Genomic DNA, 22104 nt, shown 5'->3' on the forward strand with positions numbered 1-22104 from the left:
CAGCGTGTTACCGTCGAAATGCAAGTTGACCACATGGTCAAGCTATCTGGAGCAGGGAGCGCCCTCGTGTCCAAAGTGATCGCCGTATTCGGAGCCGGCAGCGGTCTTGGCGCCTCCGTCGCCCGTCGCTTCGGTCGTGAGGGCTTCCGCGTCGCCTTGGTGGCGCGCCGCAGGCATCGCCTTGACGCCCTCGTCGAGCAGCTGGCGGTGGACGGAATCGAGGCAGCCGGTTTCACCGCCGATCTCTCCCGGCCCGCCGACGTGCCGGCGCTGATCGCGAGCGTCCGCGACCGCTTCGGCCGCATCGATGTGATCGAGTACGGGCCGTTCAGCACCGAGCAGAGCCTGATCCCGGCCGCCCAGACGGACGCGGCCGTCCTGGAAGCGGGTCTGCCCATGTTTTTGCTGACGCCGGTGGAAGTGGTGCGCGCTGTACTGCCGGAGTGGACCGAGCGGGGAGACGGCGCCTTCCTCCTGACCACCGGCGTCACAGCCGTCCACCCCATGCCCAGGCTCAGCGGCCTGGCCCCCCTCGGCGCCGCCGCCCGCAACTACCTCTACTCCCTCCACGGTGAACTCGCCGACACAGGCATCTACGCCGGGACCCTCTCCGTCGGTGCCATGATCGCCCGCAGCGAGATGAGCACACTCATCGACCGAGCCGGAACCCCCACGGGGTCGACCGCAAAGTTCCCGGTCGTCGATCCGGACGACCTCGCGGAGCAGTACTGGGACATGTACACCAAGCGTGACCGGATCGAGCAGCTCCACCCGCAGCCCCAGGGCGCGTAGCGCACGGAACCAGCGGGCGGGCGGACGGGAAGAAGATGCCCGCAGTGCGGAGACAGCGATCGCGAACGCCGCAACTCCGCCCCGATCGGCCCGGAGACGGCCGCCCGATCGCATTGCGGGTCCGAGGCGGCTTTCGGTCGATGCGGCCGCCGCATCGTGCCCCACCGGGATCAGTGCTTCAGTACGAACTTGAGGGCCACGATCAGCAGACCGATCACCAGGTTGACCGCGTCGGTGAGGACCACTTGGCGCCAGACGGCGCCTGCGCGCCGCGCGGCAGCGGTCGCCCAGCCCATCTGGCCGATCAGAGCGGCGGCGAGGGCGAGCCAGGCGGCGCCCTGGACATCGAGGTCCAGCAGGGGACTGACAAGCACGGCGATCGTGGACGGCACGGCCGCCTCCACGATGGGCCACTCCTCACGGCACACGTGCAGCACGGTTCCTCGGTTCAGGGAGCGCTGCGCCATGCGTGCGCCGAAGAGCTGGGCATGGACGTGCGCGAGCCAGAAGACGACCCCGGTGGTCAGCAGCAGCAACGCCAGTTCCAGCCTCGGGAAGGCTCCGAGCGTACTGGCTCCGACCACTACGGAGGCGGCGAGCAGCGAACCGTAGACGCCACCGGTGTAGTCGGCATGAGCCCGGCGTTCCACTCTCCGTGCCCGGTCCTGCGCCCTGAACTTCTCCAGCATCCTTAGCTCCCGAGGTCAGCGAACCGGACACGCGGCGTCCTTCATCGTGCCGGTCTTCGCACGGCCGGAACATTTTCGGTCCGGAAAGCTGGGCCACCTCCTCAAAGCTCCTCGACCAGTGGTGCAGCCGCCGCCACGATCCGGTCGTACCGCTTGGGCCTGCCCGCGCGAACGGGCACGGGATGCGCGCGGTGGGCATGAGCCTGCTCCTGCCCACCGCCGTACGCCAGCAGGCTGTGCCTAGGAATTCACGAGGTTCCGCCACCGGCCGCGGGTAGTGCGCGTGCGTGAGGACCTGGCGGTGGACGAGCTGCCCGTCACCTCGTGCGTCGCGGGGTGTGAGTCCGCGTCGGTTCGTGCGTCTGCTCGGGCCTCGGGGGTCAGTGGGCGAGGCGGGGGAGGAGGGCCCGGGCGTTCTTGTGGTTGATGGCTTCTTCCTGGCCGGGGGTGAAGTCCGGGTAGGTCTCCAGGAAATGGTTGTAGTAGCTCCCGGCCTCCTGAGGGGCGAAGGGCCAGTCGCTGCCGTACAGGACGTGTCCCGGTTCCGCGAAGGCGAGCAGCGCGGGCAGGGCGCTGGGGCTGGCGGACAAGGCGGTGTCGAAGTAGAAGCGCTTCAGGTCGCGCAGGACGTCCTCGGACGTGCGGTCGGGGTCGACGGCCATGGAGGTCAGGCCGGAGAAGCGGTAGGCGGCGTAGGGGAGGAAGCCGCCGCCGTGGGAGAGGATCACGCGCACGCTGGGGTAACGGTTCATGACGCCGTTCAGTACGAGGTTGAGCGCGCTGCGAGTGGTGTCGAAGACGTAGTCCGCGAGCGGGGCGGGCGTGCCGGGGAGCAGGGGCATCGGCGGCTGGGCGGGGTGGACGAACACGTTCGCGGCGCGGCGGTCGAGTTCGGCCCACAGCGGCTCGAAGTCGGGGTCTCCGAGGTATCGCCCGCGGGCGTTGGACATCAGCACGACGCCGTCGGCGTGCAGGACGTCCAGCGCGTACACGGCCTCGGCCACGGCGGCGTCGATATCGGGCAGCGGGACGCCGGCGAAGTAGCCGAAGCGGGCGGGGTTGTCCTTGACGGCCTCGGCGCCGTACTCGTTCACGGCGCGGGCGAGGTCCCGGGCCTGGGCGTCGGCGCCGAGGTGGACGCCGGGGGCGGTGACGGACAGGACGCCGGTGGCGATGCCCTGCTGGTCCATCATCGCGATGGCGCTCCTGGGGCTCCAGCCCGGGATGGCCCAGCCACCGGAGTCGAGGCCCTGCGCGGCGAGGGTCTGGGCCCAGACGGGCGGGACGATGTGCTGGTGGACGTCGATGCGAGCAGGGAAGGCCATGGCGCTTCGCCTCCTAATGATTAGCACACTAACAATATTCTTTTAGTAGGCTAACAGACATGAGGGAGACGACCGGAACCCAGCCCAGCAACGCCGCCGAACCGCGCGTGGAGCCCGACATCGAGGAGCTGGCCCTGGCTGCCGATCGACTCTTCTACGCGATGCGACGCTCACGGGCGGCGACGGCGGGCCGGTCGGAGGCCGCGGGCCTGTCCATGTCACAGATGTCCCTGCTCGCCGCGCTGGCCGACGACCCCCGAGGCGAGGGCCTGCCGGTCAGCCGCCTGGCTGCGAACGCCGAGGTCAGCGTCCCCACTGCCACGCGCATGCTGCAGCAACTGGAGAGCAAGAACGTGGTCGACCGACGCCGTGCGCCGCACGACGAGCGTCAGGTTCTCGTCCGCCTCACCGAGGAAGGCGCCGAACGTCTCGCCGCCATGCAGGCCGGACTGCGCGCACGCCAGTACGCCGCTCTGTCGCAATTCGCGCCCGAGGAGCGGCGCGAACTCACCGCGCAGATGCATCGCCTTGCCGGCATCATCGGCGAGATGATCACCGGGGCGGCCGAGGCAGCCGGGGCGGCCGGGGCGGCCGGGGCGGCCGGAACGGGCGGAGCGGTGGCTCAAGAGGAGGGCTGAGCGTCCAGGGACTTCGGCGGCTGCGGGTTGTGTGGTGCTGCTGCAAGGTGGCCAGGGGCGCACGCAACGAGTCGGGCTCCTCTGAACTCCTCGCTCACGTCATCACGGGGGAGTCCGTTTTCCTCGAACGCCGGGAGCAGGAGCGCCAGGCCCTCGTCCGGTGTGTCGCCGATGTGGAAACGGCCAGCCGTTCGGGTGTCGCGGAAATACCAGTACTCCCTGGGTGGGGCGTCTCCCCGACAGGCGTCGGTCAGCCACGTGATGCCGTGGTTCAACGTCCTCTGCTGGTTTCAGGGGCGAGGCTGGAGCGGGAGGGCGTGGCCGTCCCGCCCCAGTCTGTGTCGTGCCCTACCAGCCGGTCACGGCTTGGCGACGGTGCACGACACGGTCACCTTGGACGCGTCACGGTGCGCGAACTCAGGGGTGGCTGCCCGGTTCACGGCGCGGCCGGGGTTTTGAACTTCGTCCACGCCGACCAGCCCGCCTCCCACTGGACGCCGTCGAAGGCGGCGGTGCGGAAGACGTAGGTGGTGTTCGGCTTCAGGTCGCCGTCGTGCAGGGTGACCTTCGCGGTGCTGCCGGAGGTGACGTAGTCGGACACCAGGACGCCGTAGGGGGCGGGCTTACCCGTGTTGGGGTCGGTGAGCTTGACTTGGTCCCAGGCGTTGCCGTTGGCGTCGGTGGTGTAAACCAGAAAGGTCAGGCGTGCGGTGTTGCCGTCGCTGTCGGTGACGGTGTTGGACAGGGTGGGGGTGGTGCTGTTGACCTGCCACACCCCGTTCGCGTCCTGGGTGCCCGGTGCGGCCTTGAGGTCTTTCCCGGACGCGGGCCGTTGATTGGCGGCCGCGGTCAGAGCCGCTGGGTCTGCCGCAAGGCGGGCGGCCGGAGAATGCTCCCACCCGTGCGTTGCGTGGCTGCTGTCGGCGGCTGCTGTGCCTCCTCCGAGGAGTATGACGGACGCCGAGGCGGCAGCAATCGTGGCCAGGATGTGGGTTCTTCTCGATAAACGAGACATGAGGTGCTCCCTTTCTGACCGCCGGGCCCATCTGTGTTCCCCTTGGGCCGGGCGGCGGTGGTCGGTGGTCGCGCCGACCTCTGTCTATGGGGGGCGCCATGCTCTATTCAAGGCCATGAACTGGGGTAATCCGGTCGTAAGTCAGGTACCGGACATGATCCTTGGCACGTTTAGTCATGGTTGCAGTACGGTTCCTCCAAATGAGGCGACGGCGCTGCTGTGCATTGCGGCCAGCGGGGGCGAAGTCCACTCAAGAAGGCCCGGACCGAGAGGCGGGCTTTGCTGCGTGGGCGGATCCATTGCCGTCGGACTGCCCAGAGGCGTGGCGGTATGTGCTGCTCTCTGTCCATAGCCGAGCTGTTCAGGTTCGCTATCCGCTTCCGGGTGTGAGGTGCCGAAAGGACACAGCGAAAGGCATCCGCACATGGCGCAGAGCGCGCTCGGCAAGCAGGTAAAAGAGAGCGCCGAGACGCTGGCGTTCGGCATCGGCCGATGCCTGGCCGACTGCCCCTGAACGGGAGCGGAAGACCGGCGTGGCGTTCTGGCGGACGGGCACCCGCTTCCTGCCCGAAGCCAAGGCCGAAGGGCGGGTTTCCCGCTCTGTCTACCGGGCTGGCCGGTATGTCTGGCTGGGGCGGCCGGGGGCTGGCCCGGTGAGGGTGCGCAGCGGTGGAGGTAGTGGCGGTGTCGGCGCCGTAGCGGCATGCCCGTAGCGGTGTTGCCGTCCGTCTCGGGCCACCGCCGGTGGGTGGTAACGCCTGTGTGTCCGCTGTCCGTTCGGTCGTCACGCGGATGAGGCGGTAACCGGGCGAGTAGATCGTCCACTGTCTTGATCAGTTCCATCGCTGTTGCCCTGTTTCCTGCGCTTGAGCAACATGAGCTGTCCTTGGGGCATCGGTGCCCCGGGTGGAGAGGGGTATTCGTGAACCGGGCGATTGTCAGTACGTTGACGGCCGTGGTGATGGCCGGGGCAGGACTCACAGCGACTGCGGGGCATGCGTCTGCTGCGCCCGCCGGTGCGAACCATGCGTCCGCGGCGTCAGCGCGTGCGGCGAGGCTTCTATGTGCGATGGTCTGGAACGACGAGACCACTGTGGGTGTCAAGTGCGTTGGGGGGTCGTTCTTCGCGGCGGTCAGGTGTGAGAACGGACAGTTCCCGAAGGGCGCGGTGGTAGAGCCCGGAGCCATCTCGTACGCCTCCTGCGCCCCCTCCAATTCGTTCCTGGAAAAGCCCATCAAGTGGTCAGGCCATTCGGCGTAACAAGCCGCGGCGCGCAGCGACAGGGGGCGGCTTCTCGCTGAGGGGCCGCCCGGTCTTGCGTCTGCTCGTCCGTGGGGTGGACGCAATTCCCTGGCCGGCCGCCAAGGACCGCAAGCTCTCCGAGGCTGGGGCGTGCGCACCCTCGGCGGTCTCCGCCGCCGCATCCCGACGTTCTCCTGTTCACGCCACGCTGCTGCCGTTGCGCTGGCCTGCGCTTCGGAGTGGTCGGGCGGGGGCGGTTTCTGGCTCTGCTGTCGCGTCCGCGGGGATTCGCCGTGCGGCCGGTCGGCGGTACGGCGCTGAGGGAGCGTGACCCGCGGGCGGACCGTCGGCCCTGGGTCTGGGACAGGCGGATTTTCGGCCGTCGAGGCAGGGCCTTGCGGTCGGCGGGTCGGGGCGTCACCGGCGGTCCGGCTGCCGCTCGACCGCCGGTGTCCGTCTCCTCATGCCCGGGGAACGAGCCGCGCCGGTCATGCCCTGCGGTCCGAGCTGCATGCGCGGCACCGCCGTCAGCCGGCCGTGACGGCTCACCGGACATCGGTGTGGCTGTTGGCTGCGAAGCACGGCGCGGGTTCCTGGAGGCCGGGGGAGAGACGCCCTGGCGTCCTTATCGGGAGAGCGCCGGCGCCGGACGGGCGGCCGTGCGCCAGCCACACAGCGGTACTACGTGGACGGCGCGGACGGTACCGATCCGGTCAGAGAAACACCTCCGCTGCGGGCCCGGACCAACCGGAACAACCGGACCAACCTGGCCGACAGGCACCGGCACACCGGCGCCGTATACGCCGACGCGCCCGTGAAAACCGGGCGGTGCCTGGACCCGGTGGTCCGTCAGCGGCAGTTGCCGACGCAGTGGGCAAGACGCGGACGCGTTCTTGCGGCATGACGGCCGGTTCGGCAAGGCCGGGCCGAGCTGACGACGTGTACGTACACCGGGCACGTCGCGCTGCGCCTACGCCTGTGCCCGCACACGGGCCGGGGCCGGCGGGCGGCGGGACGCAGAGGGTTCTCAGGCGGATCTGAGGAGCTCGGCCAGTCGGAGAGTGTCGTCGAAATAGCGTTCGTAGGGGAAGCCGGCTTCGATGAGCTTGGCGCGGAACTCGTCGTAGAGCGGCTTTCCGGCGGTGTGGAAGGCTTTCCGGCCGGCGTCGGTGAGCCGGACCAGGCGCCGTCGCGCGTGTGCGGGGTCGGTGGTGACCTGCACCAGGCCGTCGGCTTCGAGCGGCCGCAGGGCTCGGCTGATGGCCGGGTCGGACACCGACAGTGCCTGTGCCAGCCGGTGCTGTGTCGCCGGCTCGATGTCCTCCAGTGTTCCCAGTAGCCGTATCTGACTGTAGGTCAGGCCGGCCCGGTCGTCGGTGCGCTGCCGAGTCGCCTCTCCCAGCAGCATCACCACGCGGTGCAGCAGGTCTGCAAGTCCTTCGTCCACGGCGTCAGCATAGCAGAGTGTTGACGGGTTAATGTTAACGAGGTAAGACTGATGTCATGGACAACGTCAGTTACCTCGCCCAATCGGCCTTCCCCGTGGTCTGGATCCTGGTCCCGGCCATCGGCGCCTTCGTACGGGCCCGCCACGCCACCTCGCCCCAGGAACGCCTGGAGATCTGGCAGCGCTGGTGGGCCATCGGCGCCTTCGGCATCGGCAGCCTGTGGATGACGATCGCCTTCCTCGCCTTCCCGGACGTCATGGCCACTGCGATCGGCTTCGACCGGACGCCCTTCATGTTCGAGATCGCCTTCGCCAACCTCGGGCTGGCCGTCATGGGCTTCCGCGCCGCCTCGGCCTCGCCGCGTGAGCGCATCACCATCGGGCTCGGTGGCGGCATGTTCCTGTGGGGAGCCTTCGTCGGTCACGTCTACCAGTGGTTCGCCAACGGCGACCACGCCCCCGGGAACACCGGCGGAGTTCTCGTCAACGACCTCCTGATCCCGGCAGTCATGATCATCCTGGCCGTACGGTCCCGCCGCCTGGCCGCCACGCCCCGGCCGACCGGCCCGCTCGCCACCTGACACCGGGGGAGCCGTCCTCGCCGCGGCGGCTCATGGCTGCCGCCATGGCGGCAGCGAGACGGGTGGCACGCAATCGGCCACCGCCGAGCGGCTCACGGGGCCCGTCGACGCGGTGGACGTCTGGCAGTCGAGCGAGGGCGCCTGGGGGCACGTACTGCGTCGAGAGGCTCTGCGAACTCCAGGCCACCGACCCCGCCGTCGCCGACGTGGTCAGCGACGTTATCCGGACGCGGAATGCCGCATGACCGCCTGCGGCCGCACGAAGGGCGCTGCACAACGGATCGTCGGGCGGGTCACGTAGCCGGCGCTCCGCGTCCCGACTTCACCAACGCGGATCTGGTTATTGACCTTCGCCGCCAACGCCCTCCTGCCTCAAGCCGCCGCCGAGTCCGCCCCGACCGAATGGCGCCGCCAGCCGCCAGCCGCCAGCCGCCAGCCGCCAGCCGCCAGCCCCTCCTCCTCGACGACCTGCGCACCGAATCCGCCCGCCACCCCCTGCCCGCAAGCCAGCCAACCCCCACAGGCAACTCCGCGACGCTCTGGCGGCCCTCGACGACAAGACATAGAGCGGGTCGAAGGAGGCACGGTCGGGCGATCTTCGCCTTGAGGGGTGTGAGTGGCGCTGGCGGGGCTGCCCGCCCGGGAATCCTTATGAACTTGGTTCCTGTTGCCGTACAACCTTCCCTCAAGTGATCCAGATCACCGGCCCTTCTGGAGTGGTATGCCGCTTTTGCTTCGCGGAGCGGGAGGAGTGATCTAGACCACTGGCCTGCCGTGCCCGTACTGTCCCGCTCCACGGTCTTCATGGAATCTTCATATTGTGGGCGGGGAGTGGGGATGACGCGTTCGGCGCGCAGACGGCGCGGCGCCAGCCGGTTACTGGTCTGGATGCTGGGCACCGCGGTGTCGGTGAGCCTGCTGCCAGGACTTCCCGCGGCCCAGGCCCAGGCCCAGCCCCGCACGGCGCACCCGGCCTCCGCGGCTGCCCGCCCGGCCCGAGCCGCCACCGAACAGGCCGCGTTGGCGCAGGCCAGGAGCGGCGACACCAACATCGAGGTGACCTCCGCGCGCGGGGAGAGCCGGGAGGTGTTCGCCACCCCCGAGGGCAATCTGGAGGCGCGCGAGTATCTGCGCCCGGTGCGGGCGCGGATCAAGGGCCAGTGGCGGGAGATCGACACCGACCTCGTGACGGCCGACGACGGCACCGTGGCTCCGAAGGTCACGACGGTGGACCTGCGTTTCTCCGGAGGCGGGACGGGTCCGCTGGTGCGTATGCAGCGCACCGGGCGGGAACTGGCCCTGTCCTGGCCGACCCGGCTGCCGGCCCCCGTACTGGAGGGGGCGACGGCCACCTACCGCGACGTGCTGCCGGAGGTGGACCTGCGCATGGGGGCGCAGGCCGACGGGTTCACGCAACTGCTGGTGGTCAAGTCGGCCGAGGCCGCGGCCAGTGCGGAGCTGGCGCAGCTGCGGCTGAAGCTGTCCGCGACGGGCCTGCAGGTCAAGGAGACCGCGGGCGGGGGACTGGAGGCGGTCGACGAGGGCGCCAAGGCCGCGGTGTTCGAGGCACCCACCCCGATGATGTGGGACTCCAGCCCCGGACGGCCCGCGGCGCAGGGCGCCACCGGGCCCAAGGCTGCCAGGGCCGGGCCCGCGGCGGCGCGTGACGGTGGCCAGGAGCCGGGGGCGGGGGAGTCCGGCAAGCTGGCGCCGGTCGGCGTTCAGGTGCCGGCCGGGCAGGGCGAGGTGGTCCTCAAGCCCGACGCGGACGTGCTCACCGGCAAGGACACCGTCTACCCGGTCTTCATCGACCCGCAGTGGTCCTCGCCGCGCGCGGCGGCCTGGACGGTGGCCTCGAAGTACTGGGCCTCCTCTCCGCAATGGAAGTTCAACGGCGACCACGATGCGGGGCTGGGCTACTGCGGCTGGAACTACTGCAAGCCCAACGACACCAAGCGCCTGTTCTACCGCGTGCCGACCGCCGCTTTTGCCGGCAAGACGGTCCTCAAGGCCGAGTTCGTGGTGAACAACACCTGGGCGGCGTCCTGCTCCGCGCGGGAGGTGCAGCTGTGGCGCACCAAGGACATCTCCTCGGCCACCACCTGGAACGCCCAGAACGCCGACGGGTTTTGGCAGCGGCACTTGAAGACGTCCAGTTTCGCCTACGGCTACGAGGGCTGCGCGGCCCGGGACGCCGAATTCGACGTCAAGGCCGCGGTCCAGGAGGCCGCCGACCATCAGTGGTCGGCGATGACGTTCGGGCTGCGCGCCACCGATGAGGACGACCGCTACGGCTGGAAGCGGTTCTCCGACAAGGCGTTCTTGCGCGTGCAGTACAACCGGCCGCCCGCGCAGATCAAGATGTCGCAGCTGGCCATGGAGTACGGCGGGGTGTGCAAGACGCCCCAGGCCGCGGCACGCACCCGCACCCTGGGCAAGATCTACGCCAACAATGTCAGCGACCCCGACGGCGACAGCGTCGCGGTGCAGTTCCAGGCCAAGTGGGACGCCGGCGACGGCAAGGGCACCATCGCCCGCTGGCAGCCGGGCCACACCACTGCCAAGAAGTCCGGCTCCAGCTTCGCCGTGAGCTTGCCGGCCTCGATCCCCGCCAACAAACAGATCTTCTGGTACGCCCGCGCCTGGGACGGTGCCCAGTACTCGCCGTGGTCGTTCGCCGGGACGGCGACCGCCTGCTACTTCGTCTACGACACCAGCGTCCCCAAGGCCCCCGCCGTCACCTCCGGCGAGTATCCCGCCTCCGATCCCGACAACCCGGACGATCCGTGGTACGACGGCGTCGGCCAGTACGGCACCTTCACCCTGCACTCCGCCTCCAGCGACGTCACCCGCTACCGCTGGAACCTCAACGGCGACCCCTGGCCCACCCGCGAGATCGCCACCAGCGCCGGCGCGCCCCAGAAGGCGATGGTGCTGCCTGCCCGGCCGGGGCTGAACTTCGTCACCGCGCAGGCCTTCGACGCGGCCGGCAACGGCAGCGAGATCCGCACCTACCAGTTCCGCGTCAAGGCCGGGCAGCCGGACCGCGCAGCCTGGCAGCTGGACGAGCCCGCCGGCGCCCAGCAGGCCCAGGGCACGGCCCCGCCCCGTACGGCACGCCTGTACGGCGGCGCCCGCACCGGCGCCGACGGCGTACTGGGCACCGCCCTGTCCCTCAACGGCACCGACGCCTACGCCACCGCCGACCTGCCCGTCGTCGACACCGACCGCGGCTATTCGATCTCCGCGTGGGTCAACCCCTCCGAGAAGCCGCGGCACGCCGCGATCGTCGCCGCCCAGGCCGGCAACCGGGTCTCCGGCACCGAGCTGTACTACTCCGCGGACCTGGACCGCTGGGTGTTCAACCAGTACGCCAAGGACGACCCCGGTGCCCCCATCGTGCGGGCCATGGCCCCCGCCCCCGGCGGCCTGACGCCGGGCCAGTGGACCCACCTGATCGGCTCCTACGACCCCGTCGCGAAGAAGCTGCAGCTGTTCGTCAACGGCAAACTCGCCGGCGAGACGCCCTACAGCGCCGCCTGGAACGCCCGCCGCGGCCTGCACATCGGCGCCGCCACCTACGAAGGCAAGGTCTCCGCGCACTTCCCCGGCACCATCGACGCCCTGCAGATCTTCGACAAGCAGATCACCGCACCCGAGGTCGCCAAGCTCTACGCCAAGCAGCGCATCGCCGGCCCCGAACGCCCCGCCGTCGCGGTCTTCGACCTCGACGAGCAGCCCGGCGCCACCGAAGTGTCCGCGCGCGCGGACGTGCTGCCCGCCCAGTTCCACGGCGGCGCCAAGCCAGGGGTGCCGGGCGTCGCCGGCAACGCGGTGTCCCTCAACGGCACCGACGCCTACGCCCGCGTCAACGCGCCCCACCTGAACACCGCCCGCTCCTTCACCGTCTCGGCCTGGGCCAGACTCGATACCACCAAGCCCTCCCGGGCCGCGGTCGTCGCCGCCCAGGCCGGCGCCCACGCCCCGGGCTTCGAGCTGTACTACTCCGCCGACCTGGACCGCTGGGTCTTCAACCAGTACACCGACGACGCCCCCACCGGCACGCCGGTACGGGCCACCGGCCCGCAGGCCGCCGGCGGCACCTGGGCCCATCTGGTCGGCGTCCACGACACCATCGCCGACACCCTCACCCTCTATGTCAACGGCCAAAGGACCGGCGCCGCCAAACTCAACGGCGCCTTCTACGCCGCCGGCCCCCTGCTGATCGGCGCCGGCTCCTACCGCGACGGAGCCCTGGGCAGCTACTTTCCCGGACAGATCGACGACGTGCGCCTTTTCGACCGTCCCGTCTCCGCCGAAGAGGTCCAGCAGCTCTTCAAGCACCGCCCCCTGCTCGCCGGCCGCTGGCAATTCGACGAAAGCACCGGCACCGGCCCCGTTACCACGCCCGACGCACTCTCCCCGGCTCGCCCCATGGCCCTGTACGGTGACGCCAAGCTGACCCCCGAGGCCGCCTTCATGGGTGGCAACGGACTGCTGCTCGACGGCACCGGCGACTACGCCGCCACCTCCACCGTGCCCGTCGACACCAGCGAGAGCTTCACCGTCGCCGCCTGGGTCCAGGCCGCCGCCGTTCCCAAGGGCGCCTCCGCCCTGCTGAGCGCAGACGGCGAGCACACCAGCGCCTTCGCCGTGGGCTTCGTACCAGCACCCAACGACCCACAGGCCCAGGGCCACTGGCAGTTCGCCATGGCGGACAAGGACACCGCCGATGCCCCGATCACCCGGGCCGACAACGCTCAGGGCTTCCATGACGTGCGGGAATGGAACCACCTGGCCGTGGTCTACGACGGCCTCGCCAAACAGGCTCGTCTCTATGTCAACGGCACCCTCGAAGCCCTCGCCTGCACCGACGCCGACGGTGACGGGAACGCCGACAACAGCGCCTGCGCAGACCAGGTCCCCTGGGCCGAGAACGTGCTCTCCTTCAAGGCCGTCAAGAGCCTGCAGATCGGCCGCGCCAAGGGCCGCGGCACCTGGGGCGAGTACTGGCCCGGTGCCGTGGACGACCTGTGGGCCTTCCAGGGCGCGCTGAGCGAGCAGCAGGTCCGCTGGCTGGCCGAGCACTGGAACGACGTGCCCACCGAAGTCCCGCAGCCGTAGCCCCGGCTGCGGGCCCCGTACCCGCGGCCCGGCGCAGCCCACCGTCTTCCCCGGAAACCTCTTGCCACCCCGCCCTGCCACAGGCCGCGGGTGGCGCAGCGAAGGGTTGGAACAGCGATGAACGGCAAGGCCAGAGCCCGCAGACCCCTGGCACTGCGACGCCGGACAGCCGCAGCACGGCGCAGGATCGCCCTTGCCGCATCCGCGGTGATGATCGGCGCCCTCCTGCAGGTCACCGGCGCTCCGCCGGCCCCGGCCGCCGACACCGCCAACCGCCCCGACCTGCCGGCCGCCGAAAAACCCGTCCCCGGCAAGACCGTCAGCCTCGCCAAGCCGCGGACCCTGCAGCAGGGCCCCGTCACCCCGCGCGAGGCGCCCCAGGCGTCCTGGCCCCGCCCCGGCACGGCCACCATCGACCTGACCCGGCCCGCCGCCCGCGCCGCAGCCCCGGCCAAGGCCGCGGGTCTGCCTCTGAGCCTGACCCCCGCCCCGCAGCCCGGCACCGGTAAAGCTGTGGCGGCCCGCGCCGCGGTCCCCACCGTCGTCGCCGCCGAGGTTCTGGACCACCAGCACGCCCAGCGTGCGGGCCTCGACGGGATGCTGTTCACCCTCACCCCGCAGCCCACCCCGAAAACCGCAGCCGTCGCCCCGGAAAAGACCGCGGTCGGCGTCACAGTCAGCTACGCCGACTTCGCCGGAGCCTTCGGCGGCGGCTACGCCTCACGCCTGACCCTGCTGCACCTGCCCGCCTGCGCGCTGACCACCCCCGACAAGCCGGGCTGCCGCACCGCCACACCACTTCCCACGGCCAACAACACCGAACAGCACACCCTCACCGCCTCGGCCGTGGCCCTGCGCCAGGGCGCGCCCACCGTCCTGGCGGCCGCCGCCGCGGACAAGGGCGACAAGAGCGACTACAAGGCCACCTCGCTGTCGCCGTCGGCCACCTGGAACACCAACCTCAACACCGGCGACTTCACCTGGTCCTACCCCATGCCGGTGCCCGATGTGCCCGGCGGCCTCAAGCCCACCGTCGGTCTGTCCTACTCCTCGGGCGCCCTCGACGGCCGCACCAGCAGCACCAACAACCAGGCCTCCTGGGCCGGTGACGGCTTCGAGATGTGGCCCGGCTTCATCGAACGCCGCTACAAGCCCTGCGCCGACGACGACGTCAAGAACGCCGACGGCAACAAGCCCGCCGACCTGTGCTGGGGCTACGACAACGCCTTCCTGACCTTCAACGGCAAAGCCGGCGAACTCGTGCCCGTCGGCGACAACGCCTGGAAGGTCAAGGGCGACGACGGCACCCGCATCAAAAAACTCACCTCCGCCGACCGCGCCAACGGCGACAACGACAACGAGTACTGGGAACTGACCGACCCCAAGGGCACCCGCTACTACTTCGGCTACCACCGGCTGCCCGGCTGGGCCGCGGGCAAGGAAACCACCGACTCCACCTGGACCGTCCCCGTCTTCGGCGACGACAGCGGCGAGCCCTGCCACACCGCGGCCTTCAAGGACTCCTGGTGCCAGCAGGCCTGGCGCTGGAACCTCGACTACATCGTCGACACCCACGGCAACGCCGTCTCCTACTTCTACGGCAAGGAGACCAACTCCTACGGCCGCAACCTCAAGGAAGACGACGACACCCCCTACACCCGCGGCGGCTACCTCAAGCACACGGACTACGGCCAAAAGGCCGCCGACCTCTACGCCGGCAGCCCGCTGGCCCGGGTCAGCTACACCACCGCCGAGCGCTGCCTGCCCCAGACCGGCGTCACCTGCGAGCCCGACACCATCGACGCCAAGGCCTTCTACTGGTACGACACCCCCTGGGACCTGAACTGCAAGGCTGCCACCAAGTGTGACAACGGCCGCTCCAGTCCCACCTTCTGGACCCGCAAACGCCTGACCACCGTCACCACCGAGATCTTCCAGAACAACAAACCCACCCCGGTGGACTCCTGGTCCCTGAGCTACCGCTGGGGGAGTGCGGACGTCGACTACCAGCTCCTGCTCGACGCCATCGAGCACACCGGCCACACCGCCGCCCCCGCCGTCACCCTGCCGAAGACCACCCTGGCCTACACCCAGCTCGCCAACCGACTGGACAAGACCGGCGACGGCTACGCCCCCTTCATCAAGGCCCGCCTGTCCACCGCCGCCGACGAATCCGGCGGCCAGCTCGACGTCAACTACTCCGCCCCGGCCTGCAGCTTCGATGACCTGCCCACCCCGCAGACCAACACCACCCGCTGCTATCCCCAGTACATCGGCGGCACCGCCAGCGACGACCCGGACCGGCAGTGGTTCAACAAGTACCTCGTCACCTCCGTGACCGCCACCGACCGCACCGGCGGCGCCCCCGACCAGGTCACCCGCTACGAATACCTGGGCGATGCCGCCTGGCACTTCGACGATGACGACGGGCTGACCAAGGAGAAGTTCAAGACCTGGTCGCAGTGGCGCGGCTACGGCCACGTCCGCGTCAAGACCGGCGGCCAGGGCGCCGGCGGCATGAAAACGCAGGCCGACACCTACTTTCTGCGCGGCATGGACGGCGACCGCAAGGACACCACAGGCGGCACCAAAGCTGTCACCGTCGCCCTCGCCGACGGTGAGGGCGACGCCCTCACCGACCACCCCGCCACGGCCGGCTTCGCCTACAAAACCGCGACCTACTCCGGCCCCGACGGCAAGGTCCTGACCAAGACCGTCAACCGCCCCTGGCACCACGAGACCGCCAAGAAGACCCGCGCCTGGGGCACCATCGCCGCCAACCTCACCGGTACCGGCCACACCCGCACCTTCACCTCCCTCGACGACGGCAACGGAGCCAAGTGGCGCACCACCGCCCAGGCCACCACCTTCGAGACCGTCGCGGGCCGCGCCACCCAGCACGAAGATCTCGCCGACGAAAGCACCGCAGCCGACGACCAGTGCACCCGCACCACCTACGCCGCCAACACCGACAAGAACATCCTCACCGCCGCTTCCCGCGTCGAGACCGTCGCCGTCAAGTGCGCCGCCACCCCCGACCGCGCCAAGGACGTCCTGACCGACCAGCGCACCGCCTACGACAGCGCCCCCTACGGCACCGCCCCCACCAAGGGCGACGCCACCGCCACCGCCGTCCTCAAGAAACACGACGGCACCACCGCCACCTACCTTGAATCCGGCGCCACCTTCGACGCCTACGGCCGGCCCCTGACCGCCACCGACCTGAGCGCCGACCTCACCGCCCGCGGCGACGCCGCCCCCGCGCGTACCCCGCGCACCGACGGCCGCACCACCACGACCACCTACACCCCCGCCACCGGCTTCCCGGCCACCACCACCCAGACCGGCCCGCCCGCCACCGACGGCGACGCCACCACCGCCCAGACCACCACCACCGAAACCGACCCGCTGCGCGGCCAGCCGACCGCCAGCACCGACACCAACGGCAAACGCACCACCTTCACCTACGACGCCCTCGGCCGCGCCCTGAAGGTCTGGCTGCCCGACCGCCGCACCAACCTCCTGCCGACCTACCAGTTCAGCTACCGCATCGAAGAAGGCAAACCCGTCGCGGTCACCACGCGCACCCTCGACGAGGACGGCGGCAAACACCTGACCGCCTACACCCTCTTCGACGGCTTCCAGCACCCGCGCCAGACCCAGGCCCCCGGCCCCGACGGCGGCCGGCTGCTGAGTGACACCTTCTACGACGAACGCGGCCTGACCGCCAAGACCTTCGCCCCCTACTACACCACCGGCGCCCCCGCCCCCGCCCTCTTCACTCCCGACAACGCCCTGAGCGTCGAAAGCCAGACCCGCCACACCTACGACGGCCTCGGCCGCGAGACCGAATCCCGCCAGATCGCCGGCAACGGCGACGGCGGCACCGTCCTGGCCACCACCCAGACCCGCTACGGCGGCGACCGCACCACCGTCATCCCGCCCCAAGGTGCCACCGCCGTCACCACCCTCACCGACGCCCGCGGGCAGAGCACAGAACTGCGCCAGCACCACACCCGCGCCGCCGATGCCCCCTACGACACCACCCGCTACACCCGCACTCCCGCCGGGAAGCTCGCCACCGTCACCGACCCGGCCGGAAACACCTGGACCTACACCTACGACCAGCTCGGCCGCCAGATCCGCACCACCGACCCCGACAAGGGCACCACCACCACCGCCACCTTCGACGACCGCGGCCAGCAGACCACCACCACCGACGCCCGCGGTACCACCCTGGCCACCGTCTACGACAACCTCGGCCGCAAGACCGCCCTGCGCGAGAAGAGCACCGACGGCCCCCTGCGCGCCAAGTGGGTCTACGACACCCTTCCCGGCGCCAAAGGCCAGCTTGCCGAGGCCATTCGCTACGTCAACGGCCAGCCCTACACCCGCAAGGTCACCCAGTACGACCGCCTCTACCGCATCCAGCGCGCCGCCACCGTCATCCCGCCCTCCGAGGACGCCCTGCAAGGCACCTACGAGGACACCACCGCCTACCGCGCCGGCGGCCAGGTCGGCAGCCGCGGCTACTCCAAGGCCGGCTCCCTGCCCGGCGGCGGCTGGAGCTACACCTACGAAGACCAGACTCTGCGCCCCACCGCCGTCTACGACGGCCGCGGCGTACGCGCCGACGTCACCTACTCCCTGACCGGCAAGGCCCTGCAGTACCAGCTCGGCGGCACCAGCGACACCTACGGCATCAAGAAGACCTGGGCCACCAACACCTACGAATGGGGCACCCAGCGCCTTTCCACCGCCCGCGTCGACCGCCAGGACCAGGCGGGCGTCGACCGGTACGCCACCTACGGCTACGACCCGGCCGGCAACGTCACCGCGATCTCCGACGTCTCGCGCACCGGCACCGACACCCAGTGCTTCAACTACGACCACCTGCGCCGCCTGAACGAAGCCTGGACCCAGGGCGACAAGACCTGCGCCGCGGCCCCGGCCGCCAACCTCCTCGGCGGCCCGGCCCCGTACTGGCAGAGCTACACCTACGACAAGGTGGGCAACCGCCTCACCGAAACCCAGCACGACCTCGCGGGCGACGCGTCCAAGGACACCACGAAGACGTACGCCTACCCCGGCCCCGGCAAGCCCCAGTCGCACACCCTGACGTCCGTCACCACCACCGGCCCCACCGGCACCGCCAAGGACACCTACGGCTACGACCCCTCCGGCAACACCACCAGCCGCATCCTCGGCGGTGACGAACAAAGCCTGACCTGGGATGCCGAAGGCCACCTGGAACAGGTCACCCAGCCCGTCAAGGACGGCGGCGCCAAGGAAACCACCACCTACCTCTACGACGCCGACGGCGCCCGCCTGATCGCCCGCACCCCCACCAAAACCACCCTCTACCTCGGCGCCACCGAACTCACCTTGCGCAAGGACGCCGCCAAGGCCGAGGCCACCCGCTACATCCCGCTCGGCGGCGGCCACCAGGCCGTCCTGGCCGACGACGGCACCTACACCGTCACCCTCGCCGACCACCAGGACACCGGTCAACTCGCCGTAGGCACAGCCGACCTGACCGTGCAGCAGCGCCGCACCACCCCCTTCGGCAGCCCCCGCGGCACCGCTCCGAAGACCTGGCCCGGCACCAAGGGCTTCGTCGGCGGCACCGACGACAGCGCCGACACCGGCCTCGTCCACCTCGGCGCCCGCGAGTACGACCCCGCCGTCGGCCGGTTCCTCTCCGTCGACCCGGTCATGGACCTGGCCGACCCCCAGCAGATCAACGGTTACACCTACGGCAACAACAACCCCGTCACCTTCCCCGACCCCACCGGCCTCATGCCCGGCGGCTGCGAAATCCCCGGAAACTGTGCCGGATACGCCCCGGGCGGCCACGGCTGCCCGCACGGCTGCGGCACCACCGAAAACGTCGCGTGGGGTAAACAGCAATACGAGCGGAGCCGGAAGAGGTATGCCGGCGGCGGTTCCTCGACGTCGCGGCCCTACCGCATCGGCAATACGGGGATGAGTTACCCCATCTCCAAGGGTGAAGAAGTTCCCCATCGCTTCTATGAGGCACTCGAAGCTCCGATGAGGGAGCGAGAGAGGCAGAACTCGTGGATGGAAGGGGGTGTTCCTGACTACGTCATCGCCGGGGTGGCTTTGGCGGCCTGCCACGAGTCGGAAAACTGCACCGACAAGGCCAGAAACTACTTTTACGACATCTTCATCGCTGAAGTGATGAAGTTTGTCGGGACCGATCATGCGGGAGCCGGCCCGATGCCCGCGGTGAAGGGCCTGAAGGGCGCGGCGAAGGCCGGACGATCCGGTCCCTGTCACAGTTTCCTGGGCGACACTGACGTGCTGCTCGCAAATGGGAAAAAGAAGCGCATCAAGGACGTCGAACCAGGCGATGAGGTCAGGGTGACCGACCCTGTTACCGGTGAAACGGTAAACCGCCCGGTTGTCGCTTTGATCCGTACGGAAGACGATAAGGAATTTGCCGAGATCGAGGTGAAGGGGGAAGGCGGTAAGGGGGTCGTAACCGCCACGAACAACCACTCCTTCTGGGTTTCCGAGAAGGAGGAATGGGCGGAGGCCCGGAATCTTCGCCCTGGTGCGCGACTACTGTCCTCTGCGGGAGGTTCGGCTGAGGTTTCAGCAGTTCGTCGCTATCAGAAGCAGCAGCGTACGTACGACCTGACGGTTCAGGGGATACACACGTATTATGTGCTGGCGGGGGCTACGCCGGTACTCGTTCACAACTGCAACCTTGCGGGCTACGCCGACAGTGTCCGCAATGAAACTGGAGTGAAGTTCGTCTCCGAGTACACCTCTCCCTCGGGTGCCAAGTACTACGGTCGCAACAAGCATGGCCAGCAGGCAGAAGGGCCGTTGTCGGGTGCGCTTGAGCGGACCGGTCACCACGGAGGGTGCGCGGAGGTGCACTGTTTGATTCAGGCCCAGACGGTCGAGGGGCCCGAGGCCATCAAGGGTGGAACCATGCGAACGGTAAAGACGCGGAATAATTCCATGCCAACATCGAATACGAACGGGCATGGTGAGCCCGCTTACCCTTGCGGCCGCTGTAGTCGTCTGCTGGAAGACCTGGAGATCAACTGATGTCCACGATTTGCTTCGACTCGCTCAGTGAGGATCTGCTTGGGGCGCTTGTCGCTTCCGGATGGAGCGCAGGAAGGAAGGTTGACGTCGGTCAATGGGTGACGCCGTTGGAGAGTGAAGGGTATCGGGCCCACCCATTGGCAGAAGAAATCCTCGCGGCGGTGGGAGGGTTGTCGATCGAGCCCGTCAATCGAGCTGGCCCGAACTTCAACAATGACGAGCCTTATAATTTTGATCCGTTTTCTGCTGGATCAGGGCAGCGTGGCCTAGCGGCAGAGGTAGAGGGTGTTCTCGGTGGGGACTATTTCCCCATCGGTGAATGGCTTAGTTATTCAAGCGTATTCGTTGAAGCTGAAGGGAGGGTGGTTGCTGCTGGTATGGGCTGGATTTGGGAGCTTGGTTCGACCTTTGAAGACTCCCTGGAATTGGCGGTTTGTGCGAATCGCCCGCTGGTCTGTCTGCACTCCGATCCGGGGCTCGATCCTTGGCCGAGGCCTGATACCCGTTAGTGAATCTCGGACCCACCGGGCAGCGTTCAACGGAGCTTTTGGTCGGGTTGGCGGCAGTAGCTGACGGCAACGGCGGCGGACACGGTGGTGCCCGTCGTCGTCTGCTGCCCGGGGCCGTCGAGCGCGTGACCGATCAGGCCGATAGCGTCGCGCTGGAGGCGTAGTCAGACGTTCCGAGGCACCGCCTGCATGTAGAAGATGCGGTGTTCAGTCAGGCTGTCCGGGACGGCGGGATCAGGCGGCGCAAACGGGTAGTTGCCACCGCCGGCTTTCGCCATGGCCGTCGCGGTGCCAGATTTCCAGGGCGCGGGTGAGGACGAGGTGGTCGAGGAGGTCTTCCACTTGGGAGAGGGCAGGTCGGTGAGCCGGGTGAGCTGTTCGGTCTCGGCGCTGCCGGCGCCATCGGCGGTGTGGGCGGCCAAGGCGAGTGCGGTCAGGTGGACGGCCGGCGGCGCCCCGCGAGGGGTGACCAGGGGGACGGGCTGCAGGGTCCCGGATGCTGCGAGCAGGGGGCCTGGGTCAGGACGGCAGGATCCGGTAGTTGCGCCCCCCCCCCACGCCGGTGAAGCTGTTCTTCGCACCCGTCGTGGGGCGCAGCCAGCCGGCGTGGATGAGTTCGTGCCAGGGCACCGCGTGGCCGCCCAGACGCATGCTGCGCAGTAGGCCCCCGGAAAGGTGGACGCCGCCCGTATCGATCAGCTCGCAGCGCGCACTGCAGGGCCAGCAGCCGAGCGGTAGGGGAGCAGAAGCGGGGGAGTGCGTCGGCGAGGTAGGTGAGCATCTCTCGGACACGCGCCCGCTCGCTTGTGCTCGGCCGCCGATCGATCGAGCGGGCTGCGGCCGGCAGGACAGATGAGCAACGTGTCCGGCGCTACGGCGGCGTGGGGGGCTGCCGCGCAGGCGGTGCAAGTATCGACCAGCCGCCACCGTCGTTTTCCGAACTCACTGGTCAAGACGAGCAGGATGGGGTCGGCGCAGCCGCGGGTGTGGCTCTGGCAGGTGCGCAGGTGCAGTGACAGAGCGTCTTCGCGGGCGTGCCGGGTCAGGTGGTGCAGGGCTGCCGAACGTGCCGATTCGGCCAGCAGCGGGTGGGTGCGAGGCACGTAGGAGGGGAGTCGAGTACCGGGCCGCTCGGCTGCGGGCGTAGCTCCATGGTTGCCAACGAGACCGCCGAGCTCCACCGGCGGGCTGAGCAGAGCCGGGCCGTACGGGCCTGGCGAGCCCGCGCCCACGAAGGGCTGCTTCCGCGCAGCTCCGCTCGGTTCACGCCATCGTCAACGGACGGGCTCTGCCGATGGACATCCGCTCATACCTCGCTTCCTGGAGGCGTGCGAGAACAACGACCTCGCGCTTTTCGTGGTTCGCCGTCTGGTTCATGGTCCGTGGCGATCCCCGCTTCGACCGTCACCAGCTCCGCCACCTGCCTTGCCCGACAGCCGGCGAGCGGCTCTTCACCGAATGGCTGGACGTCGTCGCTAAGGTGAGGTGCCGGTCCCGGCTGGGTCACCGGGCTCCCGGGGGCATCGTTGACGGACAGTAAAGGCCCAGGGCCGAGTTGTGGGTGAGGCGAGAGCAGCGCTGCGTGGAACTGCCCAGTACCGGCGCCTCCCGTGCGGGAAACGCTGCCTGATCGAGTACCTGGCCGGAACGTCGGTGCC

Annotated in this window: 11 protein-coding genes; 6 read left to right on the forward strand and 5 right to left on the reverse strand. The window is 69.4% G+C overall.

The window, feature by feature from the left end:
• Positions 1 to 66 precede the first annotated feature (66 nt).
• The gene (locus ACFV57_RS33140; protein ID WP_385239805.1) at positions 67 to 792 is read left to right on the forward strand and encodes an SDR family NAD(P)-dependent oxidoreductase; all 726 of its coding nucleotides are present in this window, start codon (positions 67 to 69) and stop codon (positions 790 to 792) included.
• 170 nt (positions 793 to 962) lie between these two features.
• On the opposite strand, the gene ACFV57_RS33145 is transcribed toward ACFV57_RS33140, so the two are convergent.
• On the reverse strand, positions 963 to 1481 hold the full coding sequence (locus ACFV57_RS33145) for a hypothetical protein (protein WP_385239807.1): 519 nt from the start codon (positions 1479 to 1481) through the stop codon (positions 963 to 965).
• 380 nt (positions 1482 to 1861) lie between these two features.
• The gene (locus tag ACFV57_RS33150; protein ID WP_385239809.1) at positions 1862 to 2806 is read right to left on the reverse strand and encodes an amidohydrolase family protein; all 945 of its coding nucleotides are present in this window, start codon (positions 2804 to 2806) and stop codon (positions 1862 to 1864) included.
• Positions 2807 to 2865: 59 nt separating this feature from the next.
• On the opposite strand from ACFV57_RS33150, the gene ACFV57_RS33155 reads away from it, so the two are divergent.
• Positions 2866 to 3444, forward strand: a complete 579-nt coding sequence (locus tag ACFV57_RS33155; protein WP_385239811.1) for a MarR family winged helix-turn-helix transcriptional regulator — start codon at positions 2866 to 2868, stop codon at positions 3442 to 3444.
• 436 nt (positions 3445 to 3880) lie between these two features.
• Here the strand turns inward: ACFV57_RS33155 and ACFV57_RS33160 are convergent, their stop codons facing one another.
• Both ACFV57_RS33160 and ACFV57_RS33165 read right to left on the reverse strand, forming a co-directional pair.
• On the reverse strand, positions 3881 to 4219 hold the full coding sequence (locus ACFV57_RS33160; protein WP_385239813.1) for a hypothetical protein: 339 nt from the start codon (positions 4217 to 4219) through the stop codon (positions 3881 to 3883).
• 2510 nt (positions 4220 to 6729) lie between these two features.
• Entirely contained in the window at positions 6730 to 7149 is a 420-nt protein-coding gene (locus ACFV57_RS33165) for a MarR family winged helix-turn-helix transcriptional regulator (RefSeq protein ID WP_385239815.1), read from the reverse strand.
• Positions 7150 to 7205: 56 nt separating this feature from the next.
• Between ACFV57_RS33165 and ACFV57_RS33170 the strand changes: the two genes are divergently transcribed.
• From ACFV57_RS33170 to ACFV57_RS33185, 4 genes are all read left to right on the forward strand, one after another.
• Entirely contained in the window at positions 7206 to 7730 is a 525-nt protein-coding gene (locus ACFV57_RS33170; protein WP_385239817.1) for a DUF6790 family protein, read from the forward strand.
• Between the two features lie 837 nt (positions 7731 to 8567).
• Positions 8568 to 12854 (forward strand): LamG-like jellyroll fold domain-containing protein, encoded by a 4287-nt coding sequence (locus ACFV57_RS33175; RefSeq protein WP_385239819.1) that lies wholly within the window; start codon positions 8568 to 8570, stop codon positions 12852 to 12854.
• Between the two features lie 210 nt (positions 12855 to 13064).
• The gene (locus tag ACFV57_RS33180) at positions 13065 to 19937 is read left to right on the forward strand and encodes an RHS repeat-associated core domain-containing protein (protein WP_385239821.1); all 6873 of its coding nucleotides are present in this window, start codon (positions 13065 to 13067) and stop codon (positions 19935 to 19937) included.
• Entirely contained in the window at positions 19937 to 20446 is a 510-nt protein-coding gene (locus tag ACFV57_RS33185; RefSeq protein WP_385239823.1) for an SUKH-3 domain-containing protein, read from the forward strand. Before ACFV57_RS33180 ends, ACFV57_RS33185 begins: the two co-directional genes overlap by 1 nt.
• Positions 20447 to 20610: 164 nt before the next feature.
• On the opposite strand, the gene ACFV57_RS33190 is transcribed toward ACFV57_RS33185, so the two are convergent.
• Positions 20611 to 20868, reverse strand: coding sequence for a hypothetical protein (locus tag ACFV57_RS33190; RefSeq protein ID WP_385239825.1), 258 nt, complete (start codon positions 20866 to 20868; stop codon positions 20611 to 20613).
• Positions 20869 to 22104 lie beyond the last annotated feature (1236 nt).

The organism is Streptomyces sp. NPDC059788 (genome assembly GCF_042732265.1).
Lineage (GTDB): Bacteria > Actinomycetota > Actinomycetes > Streptomycetales > Streptomycetaceae > Streptomyces.